This window comes from Streptomyces sp. NPDC001634 (assembly GCF_040298185.1).
Taxonomy (GTDB): domain Bacteria; phylum Actinomycetota; class Actinomycetes; order Streptomycetales; family Streptomycetaceae; genus Streptomyces.
In genome coordinates this window covers 34,154-57,851 of record NZ_JBEOZU010000040.1, presented here as the reverse complement: position 1 = coordinate 57,851, position 23,698 = coordinate 34,154, and the positions used below count along the sequence as shown (strand labels likewise).

Annotated in this window: 17 protein-coding genes and 1 pseudogene; 2 read left to right on the top strand and 16 right to left on the bottom strand. The window is 70.0% G+C overall.

Features of this window, described 5'->3' with window-relative positions; all coding sequences use genetic code 11:
• The first annotated feature begins 476 nt into the window (after nt 1-476).
• A complete protein-coding gene (locus tag ABT186_RS25765; protein ID WP_351927021.1) occupies nt 477-1,205 on the top strand; it encodes a helix-turn-helix domain-containing protein in 729 nt (242 codons plus the stop codon).
• Between the two features lie 918 nt (nt 1,206-2,123).
• Here the strand turns inward: ABT186_RS25765 and ABT186_RS25760 are convergent.
• The 9 genes and pseudogenes from ABT186_RS25760 to ABT186_RS25720 form a co-directional block, all read right to left on the bottom strand.
• Nucleotides 2,124-2,558: a hypothetical protein gene (locus ABT186_RS25760; protein WP_351927020.1), complete on the bottom strand. Its 435-nt coding sequence runs from the start codon at nt 2,556-2,558 to the stop codon at nt 2,124-2,126.
• A 406-nt stretch (nt 2,559-2,964) separates the two neighbouring features.
• Nucleotides 2,965-4,131, bottom strand: coding sequence for an SUKH-4 family immunity protein (locus ABT186_RS25755; protein ID WP_351927018.1), 1,167 nt, complete (start codon nt 4,129-4,131; stop codon nt 2,965-2,967).
• 170 nt (nt 4,132-4,301) lie between these two features.
• Nucleotides 4,302-4,828, bottom strand: a pseudogene (locus ABT186_RS25750) (AAA family ATPase).
• A 56-nt stretch (nt 4,829-4,884) separates the two neighbouring features.
• Nucleotides 4,885-7,191, bottom strand: a complete 2,307-nt coding sequence (locus ABT186_RS25745; protein WP_351233829.1) for a xanthine dehydrogenase family protein molybdopterin-binding subunit — start codon at nt 7,189-7,191, stop codon at nt 4,885-4,887.
• Nucleotides 7,188-8,642, bottom strand: coding sequence for a 2Fe-2S iron-sulfur cluster-binding protein (locus ABT186_RS25740; RefSeq protein WP_351927016.1), 1,455 nt, complete (start codon nt 8,640-8,642; stop codon nt 7,188-7,190). The genes ABT186_RS25745 and ABT186_RS25740 overlap by 4 nt, the downstream gene beginning before the upstream one ends.
• On the bottom strand, nt 8,639-9,532 hold the full coding sequence (locus tag ABT186_RS25735; RefSeq protein WP_351222051.1) for an FAD binding domain-containing protein: 894 nt from the start codon (nt 9,530-9,532) through the stop codon (nt 8,639-8,641). The genes ABT186_RS25740 and ABT186_RS25735 overlap by 4 nt, the downstream gene beginning before the upstream one ends.
• Nucleotides 9,533-9,810: 278 nt before the next feature.
• A complete protein-coding gene (locus ABT186_RS25730; RefSeq protein ID WP_351927014.1) occupies nt 9,811-11,424 on the bottom strand; it encodes a beta-N-acetylhexosaminidase in 1,614 nt (537 codons plus the stop codon).
• A 516-nt stretch (nt 11,425-11,940) separates the two neighbouring features.
• Nucleotides 11,941-12,216: a DUF3039 domain-containing protein gene (locus ABT186_RS25725; protein ID WP_351222053.1), complete on the bottom strand. Its 276-nt coding sequence runs from the start codon at nt 12,214-12,216 to the stop codon at nt 11,941-11,943.
• Between the two features lie 29 nt (nt 12,217-12,245).
• On the bottom strand, nt 12,246-12,818 hold the full coding sequence (locus tag ABT186_RS25720) for a YqgE/AlgH family protein (RefSeq protein WP_351222054.1): 573 nt from the start codon (nt 12,816-12,818) through the stop codon (nt 12,246-12,248).
• Nucleotides 12,819-13,070: 252 nt separating this feature from the next.
• On the opposite strand from ABT186_RS25720, the gene murA reads away from it, so the two are divergent.
• Nucleotides 13,071-14,411 (top strand): UDP-N-acetylglucosamine 1-carboxyvinyltransferase, encoded by a 1,341-nt coding sequence (gene murA / locus ABT186_RS25715; protein WP_351222055.1) that lies wholly within the window; start codon nt 13,071-13,073, stop codon nt 14,409-14,411.
• A 181-nt stretch (nt 14,412-14,592) separates the two neighbouring features.
• Here the strand turns inward: murA and ABT186_RS25710 are convergent, their stop codons facing one another.
• From ABT186_RS25710 to ABT186_RS25680, 7 genes are all read right to left on the bottom strand, one after another.
• A complete protein-coding gene (locus ABT186_RS25710; protein ID WP_351222056.1) occupies nt 14,593-14,874 on the bottom strand; it encodes an HU family DNA-binding protein in 282 nt (93 codons plus the stop codon).
• A gap of 398 nt (nt 14,875-15,272) precedes the next feature.
• A complete protein-coding gene (locus ABT186_RS25705; RefSeq protein WP_351222057.1) occupies nt 15,273-16,697 on the bottom strand; it encodes an NAD-dependent malic enzyme in 1,425 nt (474 codons plus the stop codon).
• A 390-nt stretch (nt 16,698-17,087) separates the two neighbouring features.
• Complete coding sequence (locus tag ABT186_RS25700; RefSeq protein WP_351222058.1) at nt 17,088-19,397, bottom strand: HelD family protein; 2,310 nt, start codon at nt 19,395-19,397, stop codon at nt 17,088-17,090.
• A gap of 151 nt (nt 19,398-19,548) precedes the next feature.
• Complete coding sequence (locus ABT186_RS25695; RefSeq protein WP_351927012.1) at nt 19,549-20,364, bottom strand: anti-sigma factor family protein; 816 nt, start codon at nt 20,362-20,364, stop codon at nt 19,549-19,551.
• On the bottom strand, nt 20,361-20,894 hold the full coding sequence (locus ABT186_RS25690) for a sigma-70 family RNA polymerase sigma factor (protein ID WP_351222060.1): 534 nt from the start codon (nt 20,892-20,894) through the stop codon (nt 20,361-20,363). Before ABT186_RS25690 ends, ABT186_RS25695 begins: the two co-directional genes overlap by 4 nt.
• A 760-nt stretch (nt 20,895-21,654) precedes the next feature.
• Complete coding sequence (locus tag ABT186_RS25685) at nt 21,655-22,242, bottom strand: CGNR zinc finger domain-containing protein (RefSeq protein WP_351222061.1); 588 nt, start codon at nt 22,240-22,242, stop codon at nt 21,655-21,657.
• Between the two features lie 192 nt (nt 22,243-22,434).
• Nucleotides 22,435-23,586 carry a uroporphyrinogen-III synthase gene (locus ABT186_RS25680; RefSeq protein WP_351927010.1) on the bottom strand — a complete coding sequence of 384 codons (1,152 nt, stop codon included), beginning with the start codon at nt 23,584-23,586 and terminating at the stop codon, nt 22,435-22,437.
• Between the last annotated feature and the right edge of the window lie 112 nt (nt 23,587-23,698).

The window sequence follows — 23,698 nt, the reverse complement described above, 5'->3', positions numbered from 1 at the left end:
CCCACCCCTGTGATTCATTTGTGTCGGATGGAGTATGACAGAACTCCAGCCCATAGCAACACAAAGGGCCGGGGATATCCCGGCCCATCTCTCTGTGTTCACTCAGTCTCATCTGTTCTTGGCTTGGCACAGAAAGCACTGACAGGGCGGGTACTCGGAAGTCATGAGCACTTCCCCTGCCTCGAACGCCCGAGCCGGCTTGATGACTGTCTTCTCCCCCGTCTCCCTGTTCACTCGGTACACACCGATGCGGAGGGTTGCCAAGGGTGGTGCTGTCTCAGCGTCTCGGCCGAATGCTCGGCCGGACGCGTTTGCTAGCTGAGTCTCAGCGTCGCTGTCTGCCATGCCCGCACCATGGCCACCCATACAGGTCGGATCTGGCCAGGACTCAAGACAGTTGGGACGTCCAGGACTACCCTCTGAAGACGTCCTAGATGTCCATGGGGGAGACCTTGAACACTGCCCTACGATCAGCTATGGAGTCAGCCGGTCTGTCACCGAGGAAGTTGGCCCTGAAGGTGGGGGTATCGGGGAAGACGGTAGAGCGGTGGATCAATGACTCCGACCTAATCCCTCACCCGAGGAATCGTGAGGATGCCTGCAAAGCACTGGGAGTGGACGAAGAAATGATCTGGCCCAAGGCAGTGAAGGAACGGATTAAGACGGGCGGGGACAGGGAGATTGTTCACAGCTACCCATACCGTTCCGCTTGTCCTTCCACGGCCTGGTCAGAACTGACAGAGAACTCCGCAAAGGAACTGTTCTTCGCCGGATACACGAACTACTTTCTGTGGACTCAGCTACCAGACTTCCTGGGGACCATTCGCAGGAAAGCGCAGCAGGGGTGCCGAGTAAGGTTCCTGCTCGGCGACCCCAACGGAGAGGTAACCAGGCAGCGAGAACAGATCGAAGACGTAGCTCTCACGGTCTCCACTCGAATCAGGATCACCCTGGAGAACCTGGCCAAGCTCGATGGAGTGGAGGGTATTGAGTCTCGCTTCTCCTCTGCCCCCGACGCAGTGAACCACGTCTCTCTATCGGTATTCCGTTTCGACAATGAGGCACTGGTTACACCCCACCTGGCCAGGCTGGTTGGCCACGACTCCCCGCTACTCCACCTCCGCTCCATGGGTAGTGGTGGAATGTTCTCCCGCTTCTCCGAGCATGCAGAGGAACTGTGGGGTAGGGGTGTGCCTGTCGAGTAGAAGAACCACGGACAGGGGCCGGAGACGTCCCGGCCCTTCTCTGTGCAGCGGGGGGAAAGTACAAGGGTGTGAGCTAATCGCTCACAGCCACGGCGTAGCACAGAGAAACAACACTCCCGAAGCTGATAATCGCTTGCCCGAGAAAGTTTTCCCACGTTTCGAGAGTGGCACTGTCCACCCTGGGCAAGTCAAGGCAAGTCCAGCGGGGCAAGTGATGCACATGGACAACCCTATGCAGGGCAAGTTTTATGGGAAATTTCTAAGGGGTCTCACACCCTCACCCTCACCGGCCGTTAAATAACCCCGGGTCTGTCCTGGTTTGTCGCCCAGTAATTGAACACGTTCGAGAATCCCCTGACCTGCGGGGATGCAGACGGCTGTAATTCCACGGGGAAAGCACCGGGCCAGGTCGGCAACGTGATGTAGATATGAATAGGAAGGGCCCGAGCAATTCACATGCGGGGCCTTATGCCTCTCGGTATTGGTCCACCATTCCTCACCCCATGCCGACACAGCCCCTGCCCTGCTCATCCCCCGCTCAGTCCTTGTCCTAGCTTGACGGCCCTGTGTGGCTCTCTGGCGGCCTCACACCCTTCTCAGGCCCATCACTCCAGGCGGTCTCTGGACGGCTCTCACAGGGGCACACAGAGCCTTGGGTAGTCAGGGGTACGGCTGGCAACGCAGCCAGCCGACACCATGAGCGGGGAGACAGCAGCACTGTGTAAGTCGCCTCAGCAGTGCATCCGTGTTGACCAGCCACTACACAGCAGGTCACTCTGGAGTCCGCACCACCTGAGGGTGAGTTACCTGCAAAGCGAGTTACGTGGGTTCGATTCCCGCCACGGCCTCTACTGCCTTGTCCAGGGAAAACGAAAGGGCGGCACCTCCGGAGGGTTGCCGCCCTTTCGTCGTCCGTAATCAGTTGCGGGTATAGGCAAGATAGATGAAGTCGCCGCCGGCCCCCTCGTTCAAGTCGACCGGAAGGCGGACCCATCCGTCCTGGACAGGCGGGTCCGCGTTGGAACCTGCAATGACGTTCAGGTCGGTGACGGGACTTCCGGCATCCTGACGCGTGCTGTAGCAGAGATAGATGAAACGGCCGCCGGCGCCCTTGTTGAGATCCGTGGGGAGCGCTGTGAAGCCGTCTGGCGGCTGGGGACCGGCCGACTTCTGAGACAACACATGCAGGCTACGAATCCCGTCGCCGTTGTCGCCTCGCGCGTAAGCAACGTAGAGGTAACTACCCCTGGCCCCGCGGTTCAGGTCGACTGGGATCTTGTAGTAGCCCGGGGGTGGGTATATGTAGGGGTCGTCAGCCGACTCCAGTATGGTGATGTCCACCACGAACGTCATTTCATCCCCCTCTTTTTTCGCGGACGGCACGGTGGCGTCCGCACAGTGGCGCGCCCTTTCTTCACCCGGACGACTTCGTGGAGTTTCGTGCAGAAGACATACTCACCGCAAGGTATCGCTGTGCGTATTTCACCTACTACAGCGGGGACATTGACGGGTTGATCGAGATACTGATGGGAGGATTGGAGTTCTCAAGCAGTTCCGTTGATATCGCCGCTGGAAGCGGTAAACGATATGTACGAGACTGGAGGGAATCTTCCCCTGTCCCCAAGAACCGTGTGGGCCAGGACGGGAGCCCGATTGCCATGTGGTGACATGACGAAGGAGGCAGGCGTGAATGCCTGCCTCCTTGTCTCTCGCTCGTCCCGAAGCTTCGCTTCTGCCGGAAGAGCCGCCCGTATACGCGCTAGGCGTAGAGCCCTCCGCCCGCCTGGTCCTCGAAGGCCTCCGGCCAGTAGCGTCGGCCGTCGTCCTGGGGGGTTCTCGGGGTGGGGTCGCAGGCGATCGGGTCGACCGCGGCGAGCGTTTCGGCCATCGTGGCGGCCAGTTGTTCGTACGCGTCCGTCAGGTCGTGGGCCTCGTCGAGCGCCTTCTCCCGATGCACCAGCCAGACCGTGAACGCCAGGGTCGAAATGTCTGCGTTGAGCGGGCGCAGGATCGCGTCGGGCTCGCTCCAGCACAGGATCGCCCCGGTGGCGCCGTCGATGACCAGGCTCGTGTCCTCCAGCAGGTAGCCGAGGCGTATCAGGCGGTCCGCCTCTTCGGGGAGGTCGTCCGTGGTGAACTCGTCCTGGTCCGCGTAGTACTCGGCCAGCGTCGGCAGGGGCACGTCCGTGTCCAGTTCGTACCAGTAGCCGTTCTCCGGCAGGCCCACCTCGCTCAGAAAGCGGCGCGTCGGCTCGTGCGTGAGCGTGCCGGGGAAGTCGACGTCCTCGAAGCGCACCAGCGCGGCCGGGCCGAACTCCTCGTCCAGCAGGCGCGGCGGCAGGTCCAGCGCGAGCCCCGTGCCAGGGCGTGCGATCCGGGCCAGGGGGCGGATCAGCGCCGCCATCCGCCAGTACGGCGCCAGGTCCTCCTCGGCGCCCGCGGCGAACACCGACGTCAGCCGCTCGGACGCCGCCGCCACCGCCTTCGGGCCGTACTCCGGCGGTGCGAACCGGCCGCGGGACGCGGTCAGTTCGTCCGTCGCGGCCGCGAACCGCAGCAGCGCCTCCAGGGAAGGGGCGAGCGGCGAGAGGTCCATCAGGCCGGGGTTGCGCGGGTGGACGTACGTCGTGAAGACCTCGCCCGTGGCGCCGTTCAGCACGAGGGACTCCAGGTCGCGGTCGAAGGTGCGCAGAGCCCCTATGACCAGTTGGTCACGCAGTTCCTCGGCGAGCTTCTCCGCGTCGTCCACCAGCTCGGCGACCCGTCGCAGCGCGGGCCGCTCCCGCAGCGCCCCGAACGCCAACACGGGGCTGCCGGAGGGCAGTCCGCGACCCGTCAGCAGGCGCCGCGTCTCCGCGTGCGTCACCAACGGATCCAGGTCCTCATCGGTCAGCGTGATCACGCCACCGGCGTCAGTCGTGCCCATTGTTTCCCCCGCGTGCTGTGTCCCCGGAGCATCCCCGGAGCATCCCCGGAGCAGGAGACACCCCTGCCGTCGAACGGCTCTCCCCGACGTGACGAACCATACGCCGCGCCACTGACAACGCCCGGAACACACGATCTCAACTCGCCCACGCCCCGGAGAACCCAAGGGCCTCACCCGATCCGCGCCCGCTCCCGCCCGGCCAGGATCGCGTCGACCGCCTGCTCCGCCGTCAGGTCCGAGGTGTCCAGCCGCAGCCCGATCCGCGGTGTTTCCCCCCGCAGCGCGCCGTCCAGTTCCCCGACCGTCCACGCCCCGTACCCGGTCTTCGCCCGCCCGGCCTCGCGCGCCGCGACCGCCTCGGGCCGCGGGGCGAGCACGACGACGTGCAGGGGACGGGTGCGGACGAGGTCGACGTAGGCCGCCAGGTCCGGGCCGAGCACCACGTCCTGCACGACCGACGTGAACCCGGCCCGCGCGTACCCGTCCGCCGTCGCCGCCGACAGCCGGTACCGCAGCCGGAGCTGGGCCAGGCCCTCGCCGTCGGCCCCGGGCTCGTACTCCTCGCGGCCGGAGACGATCATGCGCCGGAAGCCGTCACCCCGGACGTGTGCCGCCCGTGGCAGCCGCTCGGCCGGCGCTGTGCCACCGTCGACTTGCCCGCGGCCATGACGCCTGTGATGAGGACCACACCGTCCATCGGGAGCGAGGTCCGTCAACCGACGTGCACGCCGCCCGTGCCGGCGTAGGCATCGCTCACTGGGTCGTCACCACCGCCGCCTGCGGACGGATCGGCAGGCGGTTGACCGGGCGGCCCGTCGCCGCGCGGACCGCGGACGCGACCGCCGCCGGGGACGTCACCACGGGCACCGCGCTGACCGACTTCGCCCCGAACGGCGCGACCACGTCCCGCTCCTCGACCAGCCTGACGATCTTGATGTCGGGGGCGTCGAGGGCCGTCGCGAGGGAGTAGCCCGTCAGGTCGGGATGGCGGACCAGGCCACGGGCCGTGCGGAGGTTCTCCGTGAGCGCGATGCCCACACCCTGGATGACGCCGGCCTCCACGCGCGCGGCGAGCTGCGCCGGGTTCAACACCCGGCCCACGTCCTGGGCGACCGCCAGTTCCACGACCCGTACCGAGCCCATCTCGATGTCCACGTCCACCACGGCGCGGATCGCGCAGAACGCGAGCCCCACGAAGGCGTCGCCCTGGCCCGTCTCGTTCAGCGGCTCCGTCGGGTGCGGGCGGCACTGCGCCGTGGCCCACAGCTCCTTGCCGTCCATCGCCTCGGTGACCGTGGTCGACAGCACTCCGTCATACGAGGTGATCTTGCCGTCGGTGATCTGGAGCAGCTCGGTCGACATGCCGAACTTGTGCGCCAGGGGCTGCAGCAGTTGGGTACGGACCATCTTGGCGGCACGTTCCACCGCGCCGCCGGAGACCCAGGTGTGGCGGCCCCGGCAGCCGGCGCCCGCCGGCGGCTGGTCCGTGTCGACCGGTGCCACGTGCACCTCGTCGATGCCGAGCGTCTCCTGCACGATCTGCCGGGCCAGCGTGGCGAAACCCTGGCCGGTCTCGACGGCCGCGCACAGCACTGTCGCCACGCCGTCGTGGACCTTCACCGTGGCCGTGGAGACCTCGTCCGCGCCCTCCGCGCCGAGCATGTGCACCATGCCGAGGCCGTAGCCGACGCCGCGGCGCACGGCACCGGGTTCGCCCGCGCCCTCCGGGCCGCCCGGCAGCAGCCACTCCTCCTCGGGGGTGTCCTTGGGGAGCGGCGGCAGCGGGTGGTCCCGTACGGCCTCGAGCAGTTCGGCCACGGGCGCCGGGCAGGTAACCGTCTGGCCCGTCGGCAGGACGTCGCCGGTCGCCATGACGTTGCGCAGCCGCAGCTCCGCCGGGTCGAGGCCCAGCTTCTTGGCGAGCTTGTCCATCTGGGCCTCGTAGGCCGCGCACACCTGCATCGCGCCCTCGCCGCGCACATGGCCCGACGGCGGGTTGTTGGTGCGCACGGCCCAGCCCTCGATGAAGGCGTTGGGGACGATGTACGGGCCGCAGGCGAAGGAGACCGCGGCGGCGAGCGCCTCCGAGGAGGTGTCCGCATACGCGCCCGCGTCCAGCAGGATCTGCGCCTCGACCTTCACCAGATTGCCCTCGGCGTCCGCGTGGTGGCGGTAGCGCAGCAGGGTGGGGTGGCGGTGGACGTGCCCCAGGAAGGATTCCTCACGGGTCACGGTCAGCTTGACCGGGCACCCCGTCTTCAGGGCGAGCAGTCCGAGCGGCAGCTGGAAGCCCGGGTCCTCGCGGTCGGCGGTCGCTCCGGGCACCCCGGTGACGACGACCTTCACCCGCTCGGGTTCGAGGCCGTAGACGGCGGCGGCGCGGTCACGGTCGGCGTGCGGATCGGTGGAGGCGATGTACAGCTCCACCCCGCCGTCGGGCCGGGGCACGGCGAGGCCCGCCTCCGCGCCGATCGGGGCGGGGTCCTGGCGGCCGATGCGGTACAGGCCCTCGACGACGATCTCACCCGCCGCGTCCGGGTCGCCGTGGCGCAGCGGGATGTGGCGGATCAGGTTGCCGTCGGGGTGCAGCGGTTCGGCCTCGAAGGCCTGCTCCGGGTCGGTCACCGGGTCGAGCACCTCGTACTCGACGATGATCGCGGCGGCGGCCATGCGCGCGGTGTCGGGGTGGTCGGCGGCGACGGCCGCGATGGGCTCCCCGTGGTGGCGCACGACCTCGGAGGCGAACACGGGGCGGTCGGCGGTGCCACGGCCGTGGAGCGCGCCCGCGGGCACGTCCTCGTGAGTGACGACGGCCCGGACGCCGGGCATCTCGCGCGCGTGGCCGGTGTCGATGGACACGATGCGCGCGTGCGGGTGCGGCGAGCGCAGCACGGCGGCCCACAGCAGGCCCTCGGCCCACAGGTCGGCGGCGTACGGGAACGTGCCCTCGGTCTTGGCGCGGGCGTCGCCGGACGGCAGGGAGGCGCCCAGGCCGTGCGGCAGCGGCTCGGGGGCGGTTGCGGCCGCCGCGGTGGTCGCGGTGGCGGCTTCGTTGCTCACGCCTGGCCTCCGTCCTGGCCGTACAGGTGCTCGCTGTGGGCCGCGTTCTCGTACGCGGAGGGATGGATGCCGCCCGCCCCGGGGCCCGCCTGGTGCGGGATACGGGCCTCTTCGGCGTCCGCTGCCGACCCGGCCTCGGTGTGCGCCTGACGCTCGGCGACGACTTCCTTGACGGCCTCCACGACACCCCGGTAGCCGGAGCACCGGCACAGGTTGCCGCACAGGGCCTGGCGGGTCTCCAGCTCGGTGGGCGCGGGGTTGCCCTCCAGGAGGTCGTGCACGGTCATCGCCATGCCCGGAATGCAGAAACCGCACTGCACCGCGCCGCACCTGGCGAGCGCCCGCTGCACGTCCGAGGCCTGTCCGTCCACGGCGAGGCCCTCGACCGTGCGCACCTCGCTGCTCGCGGCGGTGACGGCGGGCACCAGGCAGGACGCGACGAGCCGTCCGTCGACCTGGACGTTGCAGGCGCCGCACTCGCCCTGCGAGCAGCCGTCCTTGGCGCCGGCCAGGCCGAGCCGCTCGCGCAGCACGTACAGCAGCGACTCGCCGATCCATGCGTCGGTGACGGGCCGGTCGGCGCCGTTCACCCGCAGGACGTACGAGACCAGGGGGTGTTCGTCGTGCGGGGGCGCGGGTTCCTGCGCGTCGGCGGCTTCCGGGGCCGGCCCGGTCCCGGCGACGGCCGGTGCGGGCTCCCCGGCCGGCCCGGGGGCCGGTGTTCCGGGGTCGGCCACATCGGCGGGCCCAGACGGCTCCTGGGCGGCCTCGGGCGCCTCGGGTGCCCCGTCGGCCCGCATGTCCTCGTACGACCCGCCGGACGGCTCTCCAGGGGCCTCCGCGGGCGCCTGGGTGACCGGCTCCGCGGCGGTCTCCTGCGTCCGGTCCGACCACGGCTCTCCGGCCGCGTCCGTCACCCAGGGGGCGGGCGCACCGCCCGGCAGGGTCGCGGGCGGGGTGCCGCCCCACTGCTCGACGAGCGACGACGTGCTGAACTCGCCGGATTCGTCCGGCAGATCACCGCCCGCCACGGGGATCGACCACTGCCCGGTGACGTCGTGCCCGGGCGCGGGAGCCTCCTGCGCGGCCCCGGCCTCCTCGAAGGTCCACTGCCCGGTCGCACCGGGGTGGTACGTGAACCGGTCGCCGGCGCCCTCCTGGTGGGCGGCGTCCGGGTCGGGCCACTGCGTGCCCTCGGCGGGTGTGCCCCAGGCGCCGCCGCCCGCCGGGTCGGTGCCCTGGCCGGCGGACGGGGTGAACGTCGGGGGCACATAGCCGTGCCCCGGCGCGGCCAGCGGGCTGTCGATGGAGGCGAGGAGGGCGTCGATACCGCCCTCGGGGAGCTGGACGAAAGCGGTGGCGCCGTCGTCGTAGTCCCCTTGCGGCAGCCGCTCCCAGGAGCCGTGGGTCCCCTGCTGCGGGGTGCCCTCCGGGTGCTGGTCGTCGGTCACGACAGTGCCCTCCCCAGTGCTCGTCGGGCCAACGCGGCGACGGTGCGCCGCAGGTGCAGTACGGCCGGCGGAAGCTGTTCCACGGTGCCGTCCTCCGCCGGGGCCGGATCGGGAATGCAGGCCGCGGCGACGTACTCCCCGAAGGCGTTCAAGGCCTCCGGGACGATCGTGCGGTTGTTGTCCCAGTCGATGAGCTGGGCCACCCACTGCTCGGCGTCCAGGGGCCGCAGCGGCATCGGCGCTATGGCACCGACGGCGCAGCGCACCCCGCGCCGGGCCGGGTCGAGGACGAGCGCCACGGACGCGACGGCACGGCCGGGGCCGGTGCGCCCGGTCGCCTTCAGGAAGACCTGGGGGGCGTGCAGCAGCGGCACGCGCACGTAGCCGATGAGTTCGCCGGCGCGCAGCAGCTCCACGCCCGCGAGCAGATGGGAGACCGGGATCTCCCGGCGTGCTCCGCCCGGGCCCGCGATGATCAGCGTGGCCTCCAGGGCGGCCAGCACCGGGAGCGCGTCCCCGGTGGGCGCGGCCGAGGCGATGTTTCCGCCCAGGGTGCCGGCGTTGCGGATGTGCGGCGGTCCGGCCGCGCGCGCCGCCGCCGCGAGGGCGGGGATGAGGGCCGCGAAGTCGGGGCGCCCCATGCGCGCGTGTGTGAGGCCCGCGCCGAGCAGCGCGTGGCCGTCCTGGTACTGCCAGCCGCGGATCTCGCTGATGCGGCCGAGACCGACCAGCGCGGCAGGCCGCAGCTGACCGGAGTTGACCGCGGCCATGAGGTCGGTGCCGCCCGCGACGGGAACGGCGGCCGGCATGGCGGCGAGTGCCGCCACGGCCTCGTCCAGCGAGGCGGGCAGGGTCACGGCCTGCGCCGTCTGCGGTGCCTGCGTGGTCAAACCGGCTGCCCCTTCCCGCTACCACCTGGTCCCACCTGTGTTGCCGTACGGTACGTGCTGACAGGGCGGACGTGGCAACTCTGGCACATCTTCCCCGCCCCCCGACGCGGGGGTCCGCTAGGAGGCATTCGCCCCCCTCACCAGGGGGATGGTCCGTTTTGCCATGACATCGCCGCCGGGGGCGAATTGCCGGTCTTCGATGACTCTTGTGCGACTTTTCCCATGCCGGAGCACGTTTCCAGGGAGTCCGGCCCGTCGCCCGCCCCTCGGGCAGCGCCTCACACGTTCGGGGGCGCACCCTCGATCGGGCGTCCGAGCACACCGGGTCGCCGCTGCCACGGCCGCGGTCCGGCGGGGGGCCGGTAGGCGACGCCCAGGGCGTCGAGTCTGCGGTAGTGGGCGGCCATCCGCCGCTCGAAGTCCGCGAAGTCGCGGTCGGCCGGCGCGGGCAGCGCGCTCCAGGCGACCTCGGCGAAGGCCGCGAGCCGGGGGAACGTCTGGTAGTCCACGCGCGCGTGATCCTCCATCACCTCGGTCCACACGTTGGCCTGGGTGCCGAGCACGTGCCGTGCCTGCTCCTCGGTGAGCTGCGGTGGAACCGGCTCGAAGCGATACACGTCCTCCAGGGTGCGCACGTACCCGATGGGCACGGGCTCGTCCGCGCCGCCGTCCTGACGGTGGTCCAGGTACACCTGCTGCTCCGGGCACATCACCACGTCGTGCCCGGCCCGAGCCGCCGTGATCCCGCCCGCGTACCCGCGCCAGGAGGACACGGCCGCGCCCTCCGCGAGGCCGCCGTCCAGGATCTCGTCCCAGCCGATGAGCCGGCGGCCGCGGTCGCCGAGCCGGCGGTCGAAGTGCCGGATGAACCACGACTGGAGTTCGTCCTCGTCGGCGAGCCCCAGCTCCTTGATGCGCGCCTGGGCGGCCGGGGACTGCCGCCACTGGTCCTTGGCGCACTCGTCGCCGCCTATGTGGATGAACGCCGAGGGGAACAGGTCCAGGACCTCTTCGAACACCCCCTCGTAGAACCGCAGGGTGTTGTCAGTGGGGGCGAGTACGTTCTTGGAGATGCCCCAGTCGTCCCAGACCCCGAGGGAGGCCGTGTCGATGACGTCCGAGTTGCCGAGTTCCGGATATGCGGCGATGGCCGCCTGGCTGTGCCCGGGTATGTCGATCTCGGGGACGACGGTGATATGCCGCTCGGCCGCGTACGCGACGATCTCGCGGATGTCGTCCTGGGTGTAGAAACCGCCGTGCGGCTTCTCCTCCCACAACGGCGAGGCACGATGGCCGAATTTGGTGCGCGCACGCCAGGATCCGACCTCGGTGAGCCTCGGGTACCGCTCGATCTCCAGACGCCAGCCCTGGTCGTCCGTGAGGTGGAAGTGGAAGACGTTGAGTTTGTGGGCGGCCATCAGATCCAGGTAGCACAGGACGCCGTCCTTGGGCATGAAGTGCCGGGCGACATCGAGCATGAGGCCTCGCCAGCGGAAACGGGGGCTGTCCTCGATGATGACCTCCGGGAGGTCCCAGTCCTGACCCGGCCGTACCGGAGCGCGCCGGAACGCGTCGGGGCCGAGCAGTTGCCGGAAGGTCTGCGCGCCCCAGAAGACGCCGGCCGCGTCGCCGCCCTGAATGCGGCGCGCATGGCCGTCGATGACGACGCGATAGCCCTCCGGGGGCAGACCCGGCTCGATGCTCAGCACGATGCGGTTGTCGGAGTCGCCGTTCTCCCGAAGGGGCAGCCCCGTCGCCGCGCCGACCGTGGCCCGCAGCCAGCGCGCGACGCCCTCAGTACCGGGCCGCGCCTCCAGCCGTGTCTCCTCGTCGAGGCTCCCGTAGCCGGGGGCGTTCCATGAGATGTGCCGCGGCACCGGAATCAGTTCCATCACGTCAGTCCTTCACGTCAGTCCTTTACAGCGGGCATCACGCAACGCCTCGCGAAGGCCCTCGCAAAACCTCGGAATCCGGATCTCGAAGGGCAGCGAGAAGACGATGCGCGGCGATCAGAAACATGATCGACAAGGTGGTCGGGAAACAGAGGCGGAATCGTGTCGCCACGGCCCCGCCCCGAGAAGGCTGTTGAGGAAGTAACGGCCGAATTCCCGCTGTCCGAGGAAGCCGGTCGGTTCACCTCTCGATCAACTCGGCCCGGGTCCTGGGAGGTTGGAGGCGCAGCCGGCTTCATGGAGCAACCCTCCAGGGTGTTGCAGCATATGCAATGCCGGCTTCGCTGTGCACAACACACTGGAGGCTAGGGAGAACATGAACCTGCCGACAAGAGGTCTCGACCACTCCTTGACCGGCCGACGCACTCCCCGCAACGGCACATCACGACAAAGGCCCCCGGAGCACGCCAAAGCGCGCCCGGAGGCCTTGCAGGTCCCAGCGGAGGAGCAGAGCGGTTACTTGTCGCTGCCCTCGTCGCCGCCGCTGCCCATGGAGTCGTAGATCTCCTTGCACATGGGGCAGACGGGGTACTTCTTCGGGTCACGGCCCGGTACCCACACCTTGCCGCACAGCGCCACGACGGGCGTGCCGTCGAGTGCGCTCGCCATGATCTTGTCCTTCTGGACGTAGTGGGCGAAGCGCTCGTGGTCACCGTCGCCGTGCGACACCTGCGGTGTCGGCTCTACGAGGGTCCCCGTACCAGTACCGCGCTCGGGCTCAAGAGTGCTCATGCAGCCAAGGGTACTGAAGCGCACAGGTATCAGTTGAGAGATGGGTCGTCCGGATAGGTGGCCACCATCGCCAGCTCACTGCGCTGGCGGCGCAGCACCTCCCGCCAGAGCCTCTCCGGCGCCGGGGACGACACATCGCCGGGCTCCGACTCGACGACGTACCAGGCCCCTTCCACCAGCTCGTCCTCCAGCTGACCCGGCCCCCAGCCGGCGTACCCCGCGAAGATGCGCAGCGAGCCGAGCGCCTTGGCGAGCAGCTCGGGCGGGGCCTCCAGGTCGACCAGGCCGATCGCGCCGTGCACCCTCCGCCAGCCGAGCGGGCTGCCCTCTCCGGTGGCGCCGCCCGGGATCACCGCGACACCGAGCGCCGAGTCCAGCGAAACCGGTCCGCCCTGGAAGACGACCCCGGGCTCCCCTGCGAGGTCCGCCCAGCCCTCCAGGATGTCGCCCACGTCCACGGGTGTGGGGCGGTTGAGGACCACACCGAGCGAGCCCTCCTCGTCGTGGTCGAGAAGGAGTACCACAGCGCGGTCGAAGTTCGGGTCCGCCAGGGCGGGCGTGGCCACGAGCAGCCGCCCTGTGAGCGAGGACACCTCGGTCATGCCAGACATGATCCCGCATCTTGCCTTCGGATGGGGAGGCAATGCGGGTACGCGAGTGAATGCAGCTCAGGGCGTACGGGTGCGACGCGGGCGCACGGCCCGGCCGGTAACCCCATGTGCCCGGTTACGCACGGTTCGTGTTGTGGCAAAGCTATGACGTTGCTTGGAGGTACTTGGGCTTACGGAAGGGGGGTACGCGGCCATTACGCTTACGTCTTCGGCCCCTGCCCAACTCCACGGAACGCGAGATTCATGACCGTCAACGACGATGTCCTCCTTGTCCACGGCGGCACCCCGCTGGAGGGCGAGATCCGTGTCCGCGGTGCGAAGAACCTCGTACCGAAGGCCATGGTCGCCGCCCTGCTGGGCAGTGCGCCGAGCAGGCTGCGCAATGTCCCCGACATCCGCGATGTACGTGTCGTACGCGGGCTGCTGCAACTGCACGGCGTGACGGTCCGTCCGGGCGAGGAGCCGGGTGAGCTGGTGCTCGACCCGACGTACGTCGAGAGCGCGAACGTCGCCGACATCGATGCCCACGCGGGCTCGTCGCGCATCCCGATCCTCTTCTGCGGTCCCCTGCTGCACCGCCTGGGTCACGCGTTCATCCCGGGCCTCGGCGGCTGCGACATCGGCGGCCGTCCCATCGACTTCCACTTCGACGTGCTGCGGCAGTTCGGCGCGGTCATCGAGAAGCGCGCGGACGGGCAGTACCTGGAGGCGCCCAAGGGGCTGCGCGGCACAAAGATCCGGCTGCCGTACCCGTCCGTCGGCGCCACCGAGCAGGTGCTGCTGACGGCGGTGCTCGCCGAGGGCGTCACCGAGCTGTCCAACGCGGCCGTGGAGCCGGAGATCGAGGACCTGATCTGCGTTCTGCAGAAAATGGGCGCGATCATCGCGATGGACACCGACCGCACGATCCGCATCACCGGTGTCGAAAAGCTCGGCGGCTACGCCCACCGCGCCCTCCCGGACCGTCTGGAGGCCGCGTCCTGGGCGTCGGCGGCGCTGGCGACCGAGGGCAACATCTACGTCCGCGGCGCCCAGCAGCGGTCGATGATGACGTTCCTGAACACCTACCGGAAGGTGGGCGGTGCCTTCGAGATCGACGACGAGGGCATCCGCTTCTGGCACCCCGGCGGTCAGCTGAAGTCCATCGCGCTGGAGACGGACGTGCACCCCGGCTTCCAGACGGACTGGCAGCAGCCGCTGGTGGTCGCCCTGACGCAGGCCACGGGTCTGTCGATCATCCACGAGACGGTCTACGAGTCCCGCCTCGGCTTCACTTCGGCCCTGAACCAGATGGGCGCGCACATCCAGCTCTACCGCGAGTGCCTCGGCGGCTCCGACTGCCGCTTCGGCCAGCGCAACTTCCTCCACTCCGCGGTGGTTTCGGGCCCGACGAAGCTCCAGGGCGCGGACCTGGTCATCCCCGACCTCCGCGGCGGCTTCTCGTACCTGATCGCGGCCCTGGCGGCCCAGGGCACGTCCCGGGTCCACGGCATCGACCTGATCAACCGCGGCTACGAGAACTTCATGGACAAGCTCGTGGAGCTGGGCGCGAAGGTGGAACTGCCGGGCAAGGCGCTCGGCTAGCACCACCCGGATCAGCCGGAAACGCGCAGCCCGGCCGGCACCACCCGGCCCGGCCGGCGTTCGAGGCCATTGGTGACATTGGTGGGCGAAAACCACGATGGGGCGGCACCCGAAGTCCGGGGGCCGCCCCATTGGCGTTCTTACGAGCCGCACACCGTCCCGTGGTGTACAGACGGCAAGGTCAGTTGCCCTTGGCCGCTTCCTTGAGCTTGGAGCCCGCGGAGACCTTCACGCTGTAGCCGGCCGGGATCTGGATGGGGTCGCCGGTCTGCGGGTTGCGCGCGGTGCGAGCGGCACGGTGGGTGCGCTCGAAGGTCAGGAAGCCGGGGATGGTGACCTTCTCGTCGCCCTTGGCGACGACCTCGCCGACCGTCTCGGCGAACGCGGCCAGCACGGCGTCGGCGTCCTTGCGGGTCACCTCGGCGCGGTCGGCCAGCGCGGCCACCAGCTCACTGCGGTTCATGTTGTTACTCCCGTGTTCTTCTTGCCATTGAGGCGTGCCACGCGGCGGAGCCGCATGTTGGGCACGCGAAGCCGATGCTGCCAGGGTCCTCGGTGGGGCCCCGGACCCGGGTCCGTCGTCAGACCCTCGCGCCCGAAGACGCATCCTGCCCCTACCTGCGGCGGGAAAGCCAATCCGGCACCCGTAGGAGTCGTGAGAACACCCTTGGGAGTCACACGAAAAGCGCCACTGCTTCACCGTGGTGACGCTCCGTCCGCTGCCGGTAACGGACCGCAGGGCCCTTGGGGGGCTGAGCCTGGCCGCCACCATAGAGGGCGGCCGGGCTGCCGGGGTTCCACGACGCGCCGGTCCCGGCCACCGTGGTAATCGTCACAGCCGCAACACAGGGCGGCGTGTGCCTACTCCGCCGAGGCCGACGCCCCGGCCGCCTTCGCCGCGGTGCGCACCGCGCCCGCCACGGCGCCCGCGACCTTGTCGTTGAACACGCTCGGGATGATGTAGTTCGGGTTCAGCTCGTCCTCGGTCACCACGTCCGCCAGGGCGGTCGCGGCGGCCAGCATCATCTCCGTGTTGACCGTGCGGGACTGGGCGTCCAGCAGACCGCGGAAGACGCCCGGGAACACCAGGACGTTGTTGATCTGGTTCGGGAAGTCGGAGCGGCCCGTGGCCACAACGGCCGCCGTCTGACGGGCGATTGCAGGATCGACCTCGGGGTCAGGGTTCGCGAGCGCGAACACGATCGCGCCCTCGGCCATGGCGGCCACGTCGACGCCGTCGAGGACGTTCGGGGCGGAGACGCCGATGAAGACGTCGGCGCCGCGCACAGCCTCCTTGAGCGTGCCGGTGAGGCCCTCGTGGTTGGTGTTGTCGGCGATCCAGCGCAGCGGCGAGTCCGGGGCGGCGTCCACCAGGTCCTCGCGGCCCGCGTGCACGACACCGTGGATGTCGGCGACGACGGCGCTCTTCACGCCCGCCGCGAGCAGCAGCTTGAGGATGGCCGTACCGGCCGCGCCGGCGCCCGACATCACGACGCGCACGTTCTCAATTGCCTTGCCCACCACGCGAAGTGCGTTGGTGAGGGCGGCCAGCACGACGATCGCGGTGCCGTGCTGGTCGTCGTGGAAGACGGGGATGTCGAGGGCCTCGCGCAGGCGCGCCTCGATCTCGAAGCAGCGGGGCGCGGAGATGTCCTCGAGGTTGATGCCGGCGAACCCGGGGGCGATCGCCTTGACGATCTCGACGATCGCGTCGGTGTCCTGGGTGTCGAGGCAGAGCGGCCAGGCATCGATGCCGGCGAAGCGCTTGAAGAGGGCCGCCTTGCCCTCCATGACGGGCAGTGCGGCCTTCGGGCCGATGTTGCCGAGACCCAGTACGGCGGAGCCGTCCGTCACGACCGCAACGGAGTTGCGCTTGATCGTCAGACGGCGGGCGTCCTCCGGGTTCTCCGCGATCGCCATGCACACGCGCGCCACACCCGGCGTGTAGACCATGGAGAGGTCGTCACGGTTGCGGATGGGGTGCTTCGACGCCATCTCGATCTTGCCGCCGAGGTGCATGAGGAACGTACGGTCCGAGACCTTGCCCAGCGTGACGCCCTCGATGCCGCGCAGCTGCTCGACGATCTCGTTGGCGTGCGCGGTGGAGGTGGCCGCGATGGTGACGTCGATCCGGAGCTTCTCGTGACCGGACGCGGTGACGTCGAGGCCGGTCACCGAGCCTCCGTGGGACTCGACGGCCGTGGTGAGCTGGGAGACCGCGGTTCCGCTCGCGGGCACCTCCAGCCGGACCGTCATCGAGTAGGAGACGCTGGGCGCCGTTGCCATGGCCGACTTCCTCTGCTTTCACCGTGTCGCTGGTATGCCGTCCGATCGTCGCACCTACCCCTGAGTACGTGGTAGCCGCCTCGGGTTGCGGACGTTTTGTTCACGGGAAAGGGCCGACTTCGGAAAACCACTTCCACGATACGAGAGGCGTTTGGGCGACGAAAGAGGCCTGCGTCACGTGGTGACGCAGGCCTCTCACACGTTAGGTGACACCGGCCCGCCATGCTCGCCTCGCGGCAAGTGGTCGCTCGCAGCGACAAAGGTTGGGCCCGGGGGCTTGGATCGAGCCGGTGTCACACCCAGGCTAACAAACGGATCCCGTAAGGCCATTCCCGTACCGGAAGTTCATTTCGGGGCCGCCCGGGGGCAGCCCCCTGGCCGACCCTCCGGTCAGTCCCGCAGCAGGTCCGGCACCCCGGCCGCGTCCGGCTCGTCCCGCTCGTCCGAGACCACCGTCAGCTGCTGGGTCGCCCGGGTGAGCGCCACGTACAGCACCCGCAGGCCCGCGGGGCTCTCGTCGGCGATCTCCGCGGGCGAGACGACGACCGTCGCGTCGTACTCCAGGCCCTTGGCCTCCAGGCTGCCCAGCGCCACCACCCGGTCGCCGAGCCCGGCGAGCCAGCGGGCCGCCTCCTCGCGCCGGTTCATGGCGACGACGACACCCACCGTGCCGTCGACGAGGTCGAGCAGCCGGGCGGCCTCCTGCCGGACTGTCCGTGCGAGCGAGTCCCGTACGAGCGAGAAACGCGGCTCGACGCCCGTGGAGCGGACCGCCGACGGGGACTCGGAGCCGGGCATGGCGAGCGCGAGCACCTTCGACGCCAGCTCGGCGATCTCCGCCGGGTTGCGGTAGTTGACCGTGAGCGTGAAGCGGCGGCGCGGACGGGTGCCCAGGGCCTCGTCGCGGGCCTCGGCCGCCTCGTCCGGGTCGGACCAGGACGACTGGGCCGGGTCGCCGACCACCGTCCAGGTCGCGTGCCGGCCGCGCCGCCCGACCATCCGCCACTGCATCGGCGTGAGGTCCTGCGCCTCGTCGACGATCACGTGCGCGTACTCGGTCCGCTCCGCGGCGAGCCGCTCGGCGCGCTCGCGCTGCGACTCCTCGCGTACGGGCATCAGCTCCTCGAGCCCGGTCAGCTGGTCGAGCGGGTCCAGATCACGCTTCTTCTTCGGACGGGCCGGCAGACCGAGGACGGCCTGGAGTTCGTCGAGCATGGCCACGTCGTGCACGGACAGGCCGTCCCGCTTCAGGGAGCGGGCGACCCTGCGCACCTCGCCCGGGTTGAGGATGCGCCGCGCCCAGCGGCCCAGCCGCCTCTCGTCGGCCATCGCGTCCAGGACGGCCCCCGGGGTCAGCTCGGGCCACCATGCGTCCAGGAAGGCGGCGAAGGAGTCCTCGGAGGTGATGTCCTCGTCGAAGGAGGAGCGCAGCTCGGCGGCCAGCTCGGGGTCGGCGTGCCGGCCGGCCGCGCCCGACTGTGCCCACAGGGCGTCCAGGAGCAGCTTGCGGGCGCGCGGGCGCAGCAGGTTCACCGGGGCGGTGCCGCTCAGGGCGTTGCGCCGGATGCGCTCCAGTTCATCGGCCTCCAGTTCGAGACGGCGGCCGAAGGCGACGACGCGCAGCCGGGTCGGCGCATCGCCGAGATCCAGGGCCCCGCGGGCGGCCTTCCGCAGCACCTTGAGCATGCGGTACGAGCCCTTGGCGCGGGCCACGGACGGGGAGTCGTACAGCGTGGCCTCGGCGCCGTCGACGAGCGAGCCTATGGCGCGGATGGCGACCTGGCCCTCCTCGCCGAGGGACGGCAGCACGCCCTCGGTGTAGGCGACCAGCAGAGGCGTCGGCGAGACGATCAGGATGCCGCCCGCATATCTGCGCCGGTCCTGGTACAGGAGGTAGGCGGCCCGGTGCAGGGCGACGGCGGTCTTGCCGGTGCCGGGGCCGCCCTCGACGTATGTCACGGAGGCGGCGGGGGCACGGATGACCAGGTCCTGCTCGGCCTGGATCGACGCCACGATGTCCCGCATGGTGTGGGTGCGGGCCTGGCCGAGCGCGGCCATCAGGGCTCCGTCGCCGATCACGGGCAGCTCGTGGCCGTCCAGGCTCGCCCTCAGCTCGGGACGCATCAGGTCGTCCTCGACGCCGAGCACCCGTCGGCCCTTGGAGCGGATGACCCGGCGGCGCACGACCCGTCCGGGGTCGACCGGCGTGGAGCGGTAGAAGGGGGCCGCGGCGGGCGCCCGCCAGTCGATGACCAGGGGCGCGTACTCCGCGTCCAGGACGCCGATACGGCCGATGTGCAGGGTCTCGGCGATGTCGGCGGTGTTGTCGGGGCGCACCGCGCCCTCGGCGGGCTCGACGGCCGTGTACGCGCCGTCCGGTCCCTTCTTGCCGTCCTTGCCCAGCAGCAGGTCGATCCGGCCGAAGAGGAAGTCCTCGAACTCGTTGTTGAGTCGGTTGAGGTGGATGCCCGCACGGAAAACCTGGGCATCCCGCTCGGCGAGCGCGCCCGGCGTGCCGACCTGGCCGCGCTTGGCCGCGTCGTTCATCAGGAACTCCGCCTCGTGGATCTTCTCCTCGAGGCGCCGGTACACCCGGTCCAGGTGTTCCTGTTCGACGCTGATCTCCCGGTCGCGGAGCGAGTCCTGTGCGCACTTGCCGACCGGGCCGAGCGCGGTTTCCTGTTGAACCTGAGCGGCCACCGGGCCCCCTTCTGACGTGCTGGGCAGCCGTCCACCGTACGCGAAAGGGGCCCGAACAGGCTACGGACCTGCTCCGGCCCCTTGCACGCGTCGGCCCGCGGCGTGCTCATGGGGGTACGCCGCGGGGGTGCTCAGGCAGGTGCGCGAACGCCTACGCGTTCACCTCCACCAGCTTCTTCCCGTCGAACGTCATGACCTCGAAGTGGTCGATCTGGTTCGGCGTGAAGGCTGCGCCGCCATGCACGTACAGCGGGTTCTTGCCCTCTTCGGTCTTGGCGGTCGGGATGCCGTAGCCCCACGTCGGGACGGACCAGGAGGTGACCGTCTCGCGCTCGCCGTTCTTGCCGACGGCGATCAGGGAGCACTTGAGCGGACCCTTGACGCCCTTCAGCTGGAGGACGGCGTGGGTGCCCCAGTCCTTGGCCTCCATCGCGACCACGGCGTTGACCTTGGTGTTCGGGTCGGTCGCCGAGTGCTTGTCGGTCATGACCTGGAAGGCCGCCTTGGCGGGGCCCGCGGCCATCGGGTCGACGGTGTTGTTGCTGCTGCCGCCGTTGACCGCCATCACGGTGAGCGGGCCGCCGATGATCAGCGCGGCCGCCGCCGCGACAAGGTAGAAGCTGCGCCGGCGTTTCTGGGCGCGCCGCTCGCCGACCTCGTCGACGAGCCGCTCGACCAGCCGTGGGCTGGGCTTCGCGGACAGGGATTCACCGATGGCCGGGGAGCCCTGGTTGCCGGGCAGGTCCGCGAGTGCGGCCAGCATCGGCTCCATCCCGGCGAGATCGTCGAGCTGCTGGGCACACCAGTCGCAGGTGGCGAGGTGCGCCTCGAAGGCGGTCGCCTCCGCGTCGTCCAGGATCCCGAGGGCGTAGGCGCCGACGGTTTCATGGATGTCGCCCTGTCCTTGCTGTGGGCCTCTTACGGCTCCGGGGCCACCGGTTCCGAATCCCCCGTACATATTGCTCATGCCGTCACCCCCCGCTCCTCCAGTGCCAGCTTCATCGACCGCAGGGCGTAGAACACCCTGGAGCGCACCGTTCCGCTGGGGATGCCGAGCGTTTCGGCCGCCTCATTGACCGTACGCCCTTTGAAGTACGTTTCGACCAGGACCTCCCGGTGGGCCGGGGTCAGGTCGTCCAGCGCGTCCGACAGTGTCATCAGCCACAACGCCTTGTCGATCTCGTCCTCCGCGGGGATGACCTCCAGCGGCGACGGGTCCACCTCCTGCGGCCGGGCCTGCCGGCTGCGGTGACCGTCGATGACGATGCGCCGGGCGACCGTCACCAGCCAGGGGCGTACCGAACCGGTCGCTCGATTGAGCTGACCGGCGTTCTTCCAGGCACGGATGAGTGTCTCCTGCACGACGTCCTCGGCGCGCTGCCGGTCGCCCGCGACCAGGCGCAGCACGTAGGCGAGCAGGGGTCCCGCATGTTCTCGATACAGGGCACGCATCAGCTCCTCGTCCGGCTCTGTCGACGAGGACGAGGACGAGGTCATGCGATGTCGGGCCCTTGGCCTTCGTTCATCAGCCACGGCGGAATCCTTGCGCACCCCTACCTCCGGTGTCCGGGGGTTCCCCCAGTCGGTCGCTCACATCCGGGTACGCAGACGGAGGCCGCCGTGTTCAAAGCGACACCACAAATTTCTTGGAGAAGGTGTGGAAGGCCACGCTTCTGGGCACCCAATTCTCCCCCAAGGGGACATACGACCGCCGTCGCGGAGAGACCCAGGTCACAGCCATCGGAAGCTTCACTCTCGGGCGAGGCTTGATCATCCTGTGAAAATTTGGCTTGACTTGGATGGAGAAATTGTCGAGACCCGGGCGGCTACTGTTCAGTTACAGCCGCCTTTTGCACCAACTCGCCCGATTTCCATGAGTTCTGCTGAAGCCCTCTTTTTGCTCCGAGGGTCCCCTTTCGGCATCCCGCGCTGCACCGCGACGGCGTGCACCCAGGAGGCGAAGGACGACGGGTCACCGAGAAGGGGCCGCGGCCCCGGCAGGAGCCGTGGCGGGCGAAGGGCCGGGCAGGGGTGCAGACCAGGAGTGCTCGCGGTCCGGTGCCGCCGGCCATCGCCGCCGGCCATCGCCGTCCGGGACCTGGCCGTCATCTCTGTGCCGGGCCCTGCTTTCTCCGCCACGAGCTTTCTCCGCCACGAGGGCGAGCACCCGCAACGGCGAAGGCCGGTGGTGCCGGACGTCGGGCAACCCGGCGCAGCAGCCCCGCACACCCGGCGCCGCGGCCGCCCGCACCCCCGGCTACGGACGAGCAAGAGCGACCCGGCGGCGATGGCGGGCCACCCTTTCGCGGTTGCCGCAGATCTCGCTGGAGCACCAGCGACGGCGGCGGCCGCGGGATGTGTCGAGGTAGACGATGGGGCAGTTGTCGCCCTCGCACTGCCGCAGGCTCGCCCGCGCGCCGGGGTCCGTCAGCAGTTCGACCGCCTCGCGGGCCACCGCGGCCAGCAGTTCCTCGCAGCGCGGCAGCGCGCGCAGCCGCCGTATCAGCCTGCCGTCCTCCGTCCGCACCGCGCACGGCGCGGGCGGCGTGCCCCGCGCCACCATGTTGACCTGCGCCAGAGCCCCGTCCGCGGGCCGTCCCTCCAGCTCCCCACGCACCAAATGCCCTATATGCATTCGTAGTTCGCGGAATGCCATCAGCCACCGGACGTCCACGGCCGCCAGCGGCGTACCCGCCGGAACCAGCCCGGCCCCCGTGATCCACGCCCGCAACCGCTCCACCGAGTCGAGCCGTTCCTCGGGATGCGTCGTCGCCAGCAGGTCCAGGCAGATCCGCCCGGAGTCGAACCGCAGCTCGTACGAGGCCGTGGCCGTTCCCAATGCCATGTGCCTGTCACCGCCTTGGAGTTGCCGGCGTGAGCGGCGGCCGATGAGGTCCGCCGAGGGACGTGTCTGCGCAAGGGTGCCCGAGGGCTCGTACCCCCGTTCGTACCCACTACAGTGCCCGCCCTCACACGCCCCGGGAAGGCCCCGTACGCCCCGCGTCCGCCGTGCGCCGCTCCTGGGCGGCAGGACGACTCACACGTCCGCGTACTTGGAGTCCGCCGCCGGGTCGAGCGCAAGCCGGTAGCCGCGCTTGACCACCGTCTGGATCAGTTTGGGCGCCCCCAGGGCCGTACGCAGCCGGGCTATCGCCGTCTCCACCGCGTGCTCGTCCCGCCCGGCGCCCGGCAGCGCCCGCAGCAGCTCGGCCCGGGCGACCACCCAGCCCGGCCGCCGGCACAGCGCGCGCAGCAGCGACATGCCCGCGGGCGGTACGGGCCGCAGCGCCCCGTCCACCATCACCGCATGGCCGCGGATCTCCACCCGGTGCCCGGCGATGGGCAGCGTACGGGTGCGGGCGGGCAGTTCCTGGCACAGCAGCTGGACGAGCGGGCCGAGCCGGAAGCGTTCGGGCTGGACCGTGTCGACGCCGCGGGCCTGCAGCGGCAGCGCGGTGACGGGTCCGACGCAGGCGGGCAGCACGTCGTGGTGAAGGGCGGCGAGGAGGTCGGACAGCAGACCGCGCTCCTCGGCGCGCGAGAGCAGGGAGGCCGCGGCGGGTGCGCTGGTGAAGGTGAGCGCGTCCAGGCTCCGGGTGATGGTGGCGTCGATCAGCCGGTCGAGGGGGGCGATGTCCTCCGGCGGCATCCACCGGTACACGGGCACCCCGACGACCTCCGCGCCCGCGGCCCGCAGCGCCTCGACGAAGCCGGGGAGCGGCTCGCCGTGCAACTGGACCGCGATACGGCGGCCGTCGACACCCTCCTCCAGGAGCCGGTCGAGAACCTCGGCCATGGACTCGGAGGAGGGCGACCACTCCTCGGTCAGCCCGGCCGCCCGTATGGCGCCCTTGACCTTGGGCCCGCGGGCGAGCAGCTCCACCTCGCGCAGCCGGGCGAGCAGGTCCTCGCCGAGCCCCCAGCCGTCGGCGGCCTCGATCCAGCCGCGGAAGCCGATCGCGGTGGTGGCGACCACGATGTCCGGCGCCTGGTCGATCAGCTCCTTGGTGGCGGCGAGCAGTTCGCCGTCGTCTGCGAGCGGCACGATGCGCAGGGCCGGGGCGTGCAGAACGGACGCGCCGCGCCGCTGGAGCAGGGCGCCCAGCTCCTCGGCCCGCCGCGCGGCCGTCACACCCACGGTGAACCCCGCGAGCGGGCCTTGTTCTGGTCGCTGCTGGTTGTCGTACATGGCTCTCGTCCCGCACTCGAGTCGTTGTACCGGGTCGTACAGTTCGTACGGTTCGTACCGTTCGGACCTACATGCCGACCGAGCCTGTCAACGGCTCGTGACGGGCTCGGTT

Excerpts from the sequence above, each read along its gene's own strand:
- ABT186_RS25765 (WP_351927021.1), top strand. The coding sequence starts at position 477 with ATGGAGTCAGCCGGTCTGTCACCGAGGAAGTTGGCCCTGAAGGTGGGG.
- ABT186_RS25760 (WP_351927020.1), bottom strand. The coding sequence starts at position 2,558 with ATGACGTTCGTGGTGGACATCACCATACTGGAGTCGGCTGACGACCCC.
- ABT186_RS25755 (WP_351927018.1), bottom strand. The coding sequence starts at position 4,131 with ATGGGCACGACTGACGCCGGTGGCGTGATCACGCTGACCGATGAGGAC.
- ABT186_RS25730 (WP_351927014.1), bottom strand. The coding sequence starts at position 11,424 with ATGGAACTGATTCCGGTGCCGCGGCACATCTCATGGAACGCCCCCGGC.
- ABT186_RS25725 (WP_351222053.1), bottom strand. The coding sequence starts at position 12,216 with ATGAGCACTCTTGAGCCCGAGCGCGGTACTGGTACGGGGACCCTCGTA.
- ABT186_RS25720 (WP_351222054.1), bottom strand. The coding sequence starts at position 12,818 with ATGACCGAGGTGTCCTCGCTCACAGGGCGGCTGCTCGTGGCCACGCCC.
- murA (WP_351222055.1), top strand. The coding sequence starts at position 13,071 with ATGACCGTCAACGACGATGTCCTCCTTGTCCACGGCGGCACCCCGCTG.
- ABT186_RS25710 (WP_351222056.1), bottom strand. The coding sequence starts at position 14,874 with ATGAACCGCAGTGAGCTGGTGGCCGCGCTGGCCGACCGCGCCGAGGTG.
- ABT186_RS25705 (WP_351222057.1), bottom strand. The coding sequence starts at position 16,697 with ATGGCAACGGCGCCCAGCGTCTCCTACTCGATGACGGTCCGGCTGGAG.
- ABT186_RS25695 (WP_351927012.1), bottom strand. The coding sequence starts at position 20,364 with ATGAGCAATATGTACGGGGGATTCGGAACCGGTGGCCCCGGAGCCGTA.
- ABT186_RS25690 (WP_351222060.1), bottom strand. The coding sequence starts at position 20,894 with ATGACCTCGTCCTCGTCCTCGTCGACAGAGCCGGACGAGGAGCTGATG.
- ABT186_RS25685 (WP_351222061.1), bottom strand. The coding sequence starts at position 22,242 with ATGGCATTGGGAACGGCCACGGCCTCGTACGAGCTGCGGTTCGACTCC.
- ABT186_RS25680 (WP_351927010.1), bottom strand. The coding sequence starts at position 23,586 with ATGTACGACAACCAGCAGCGACCAGAACAAGGCCCGCTCGCGGGGTTC.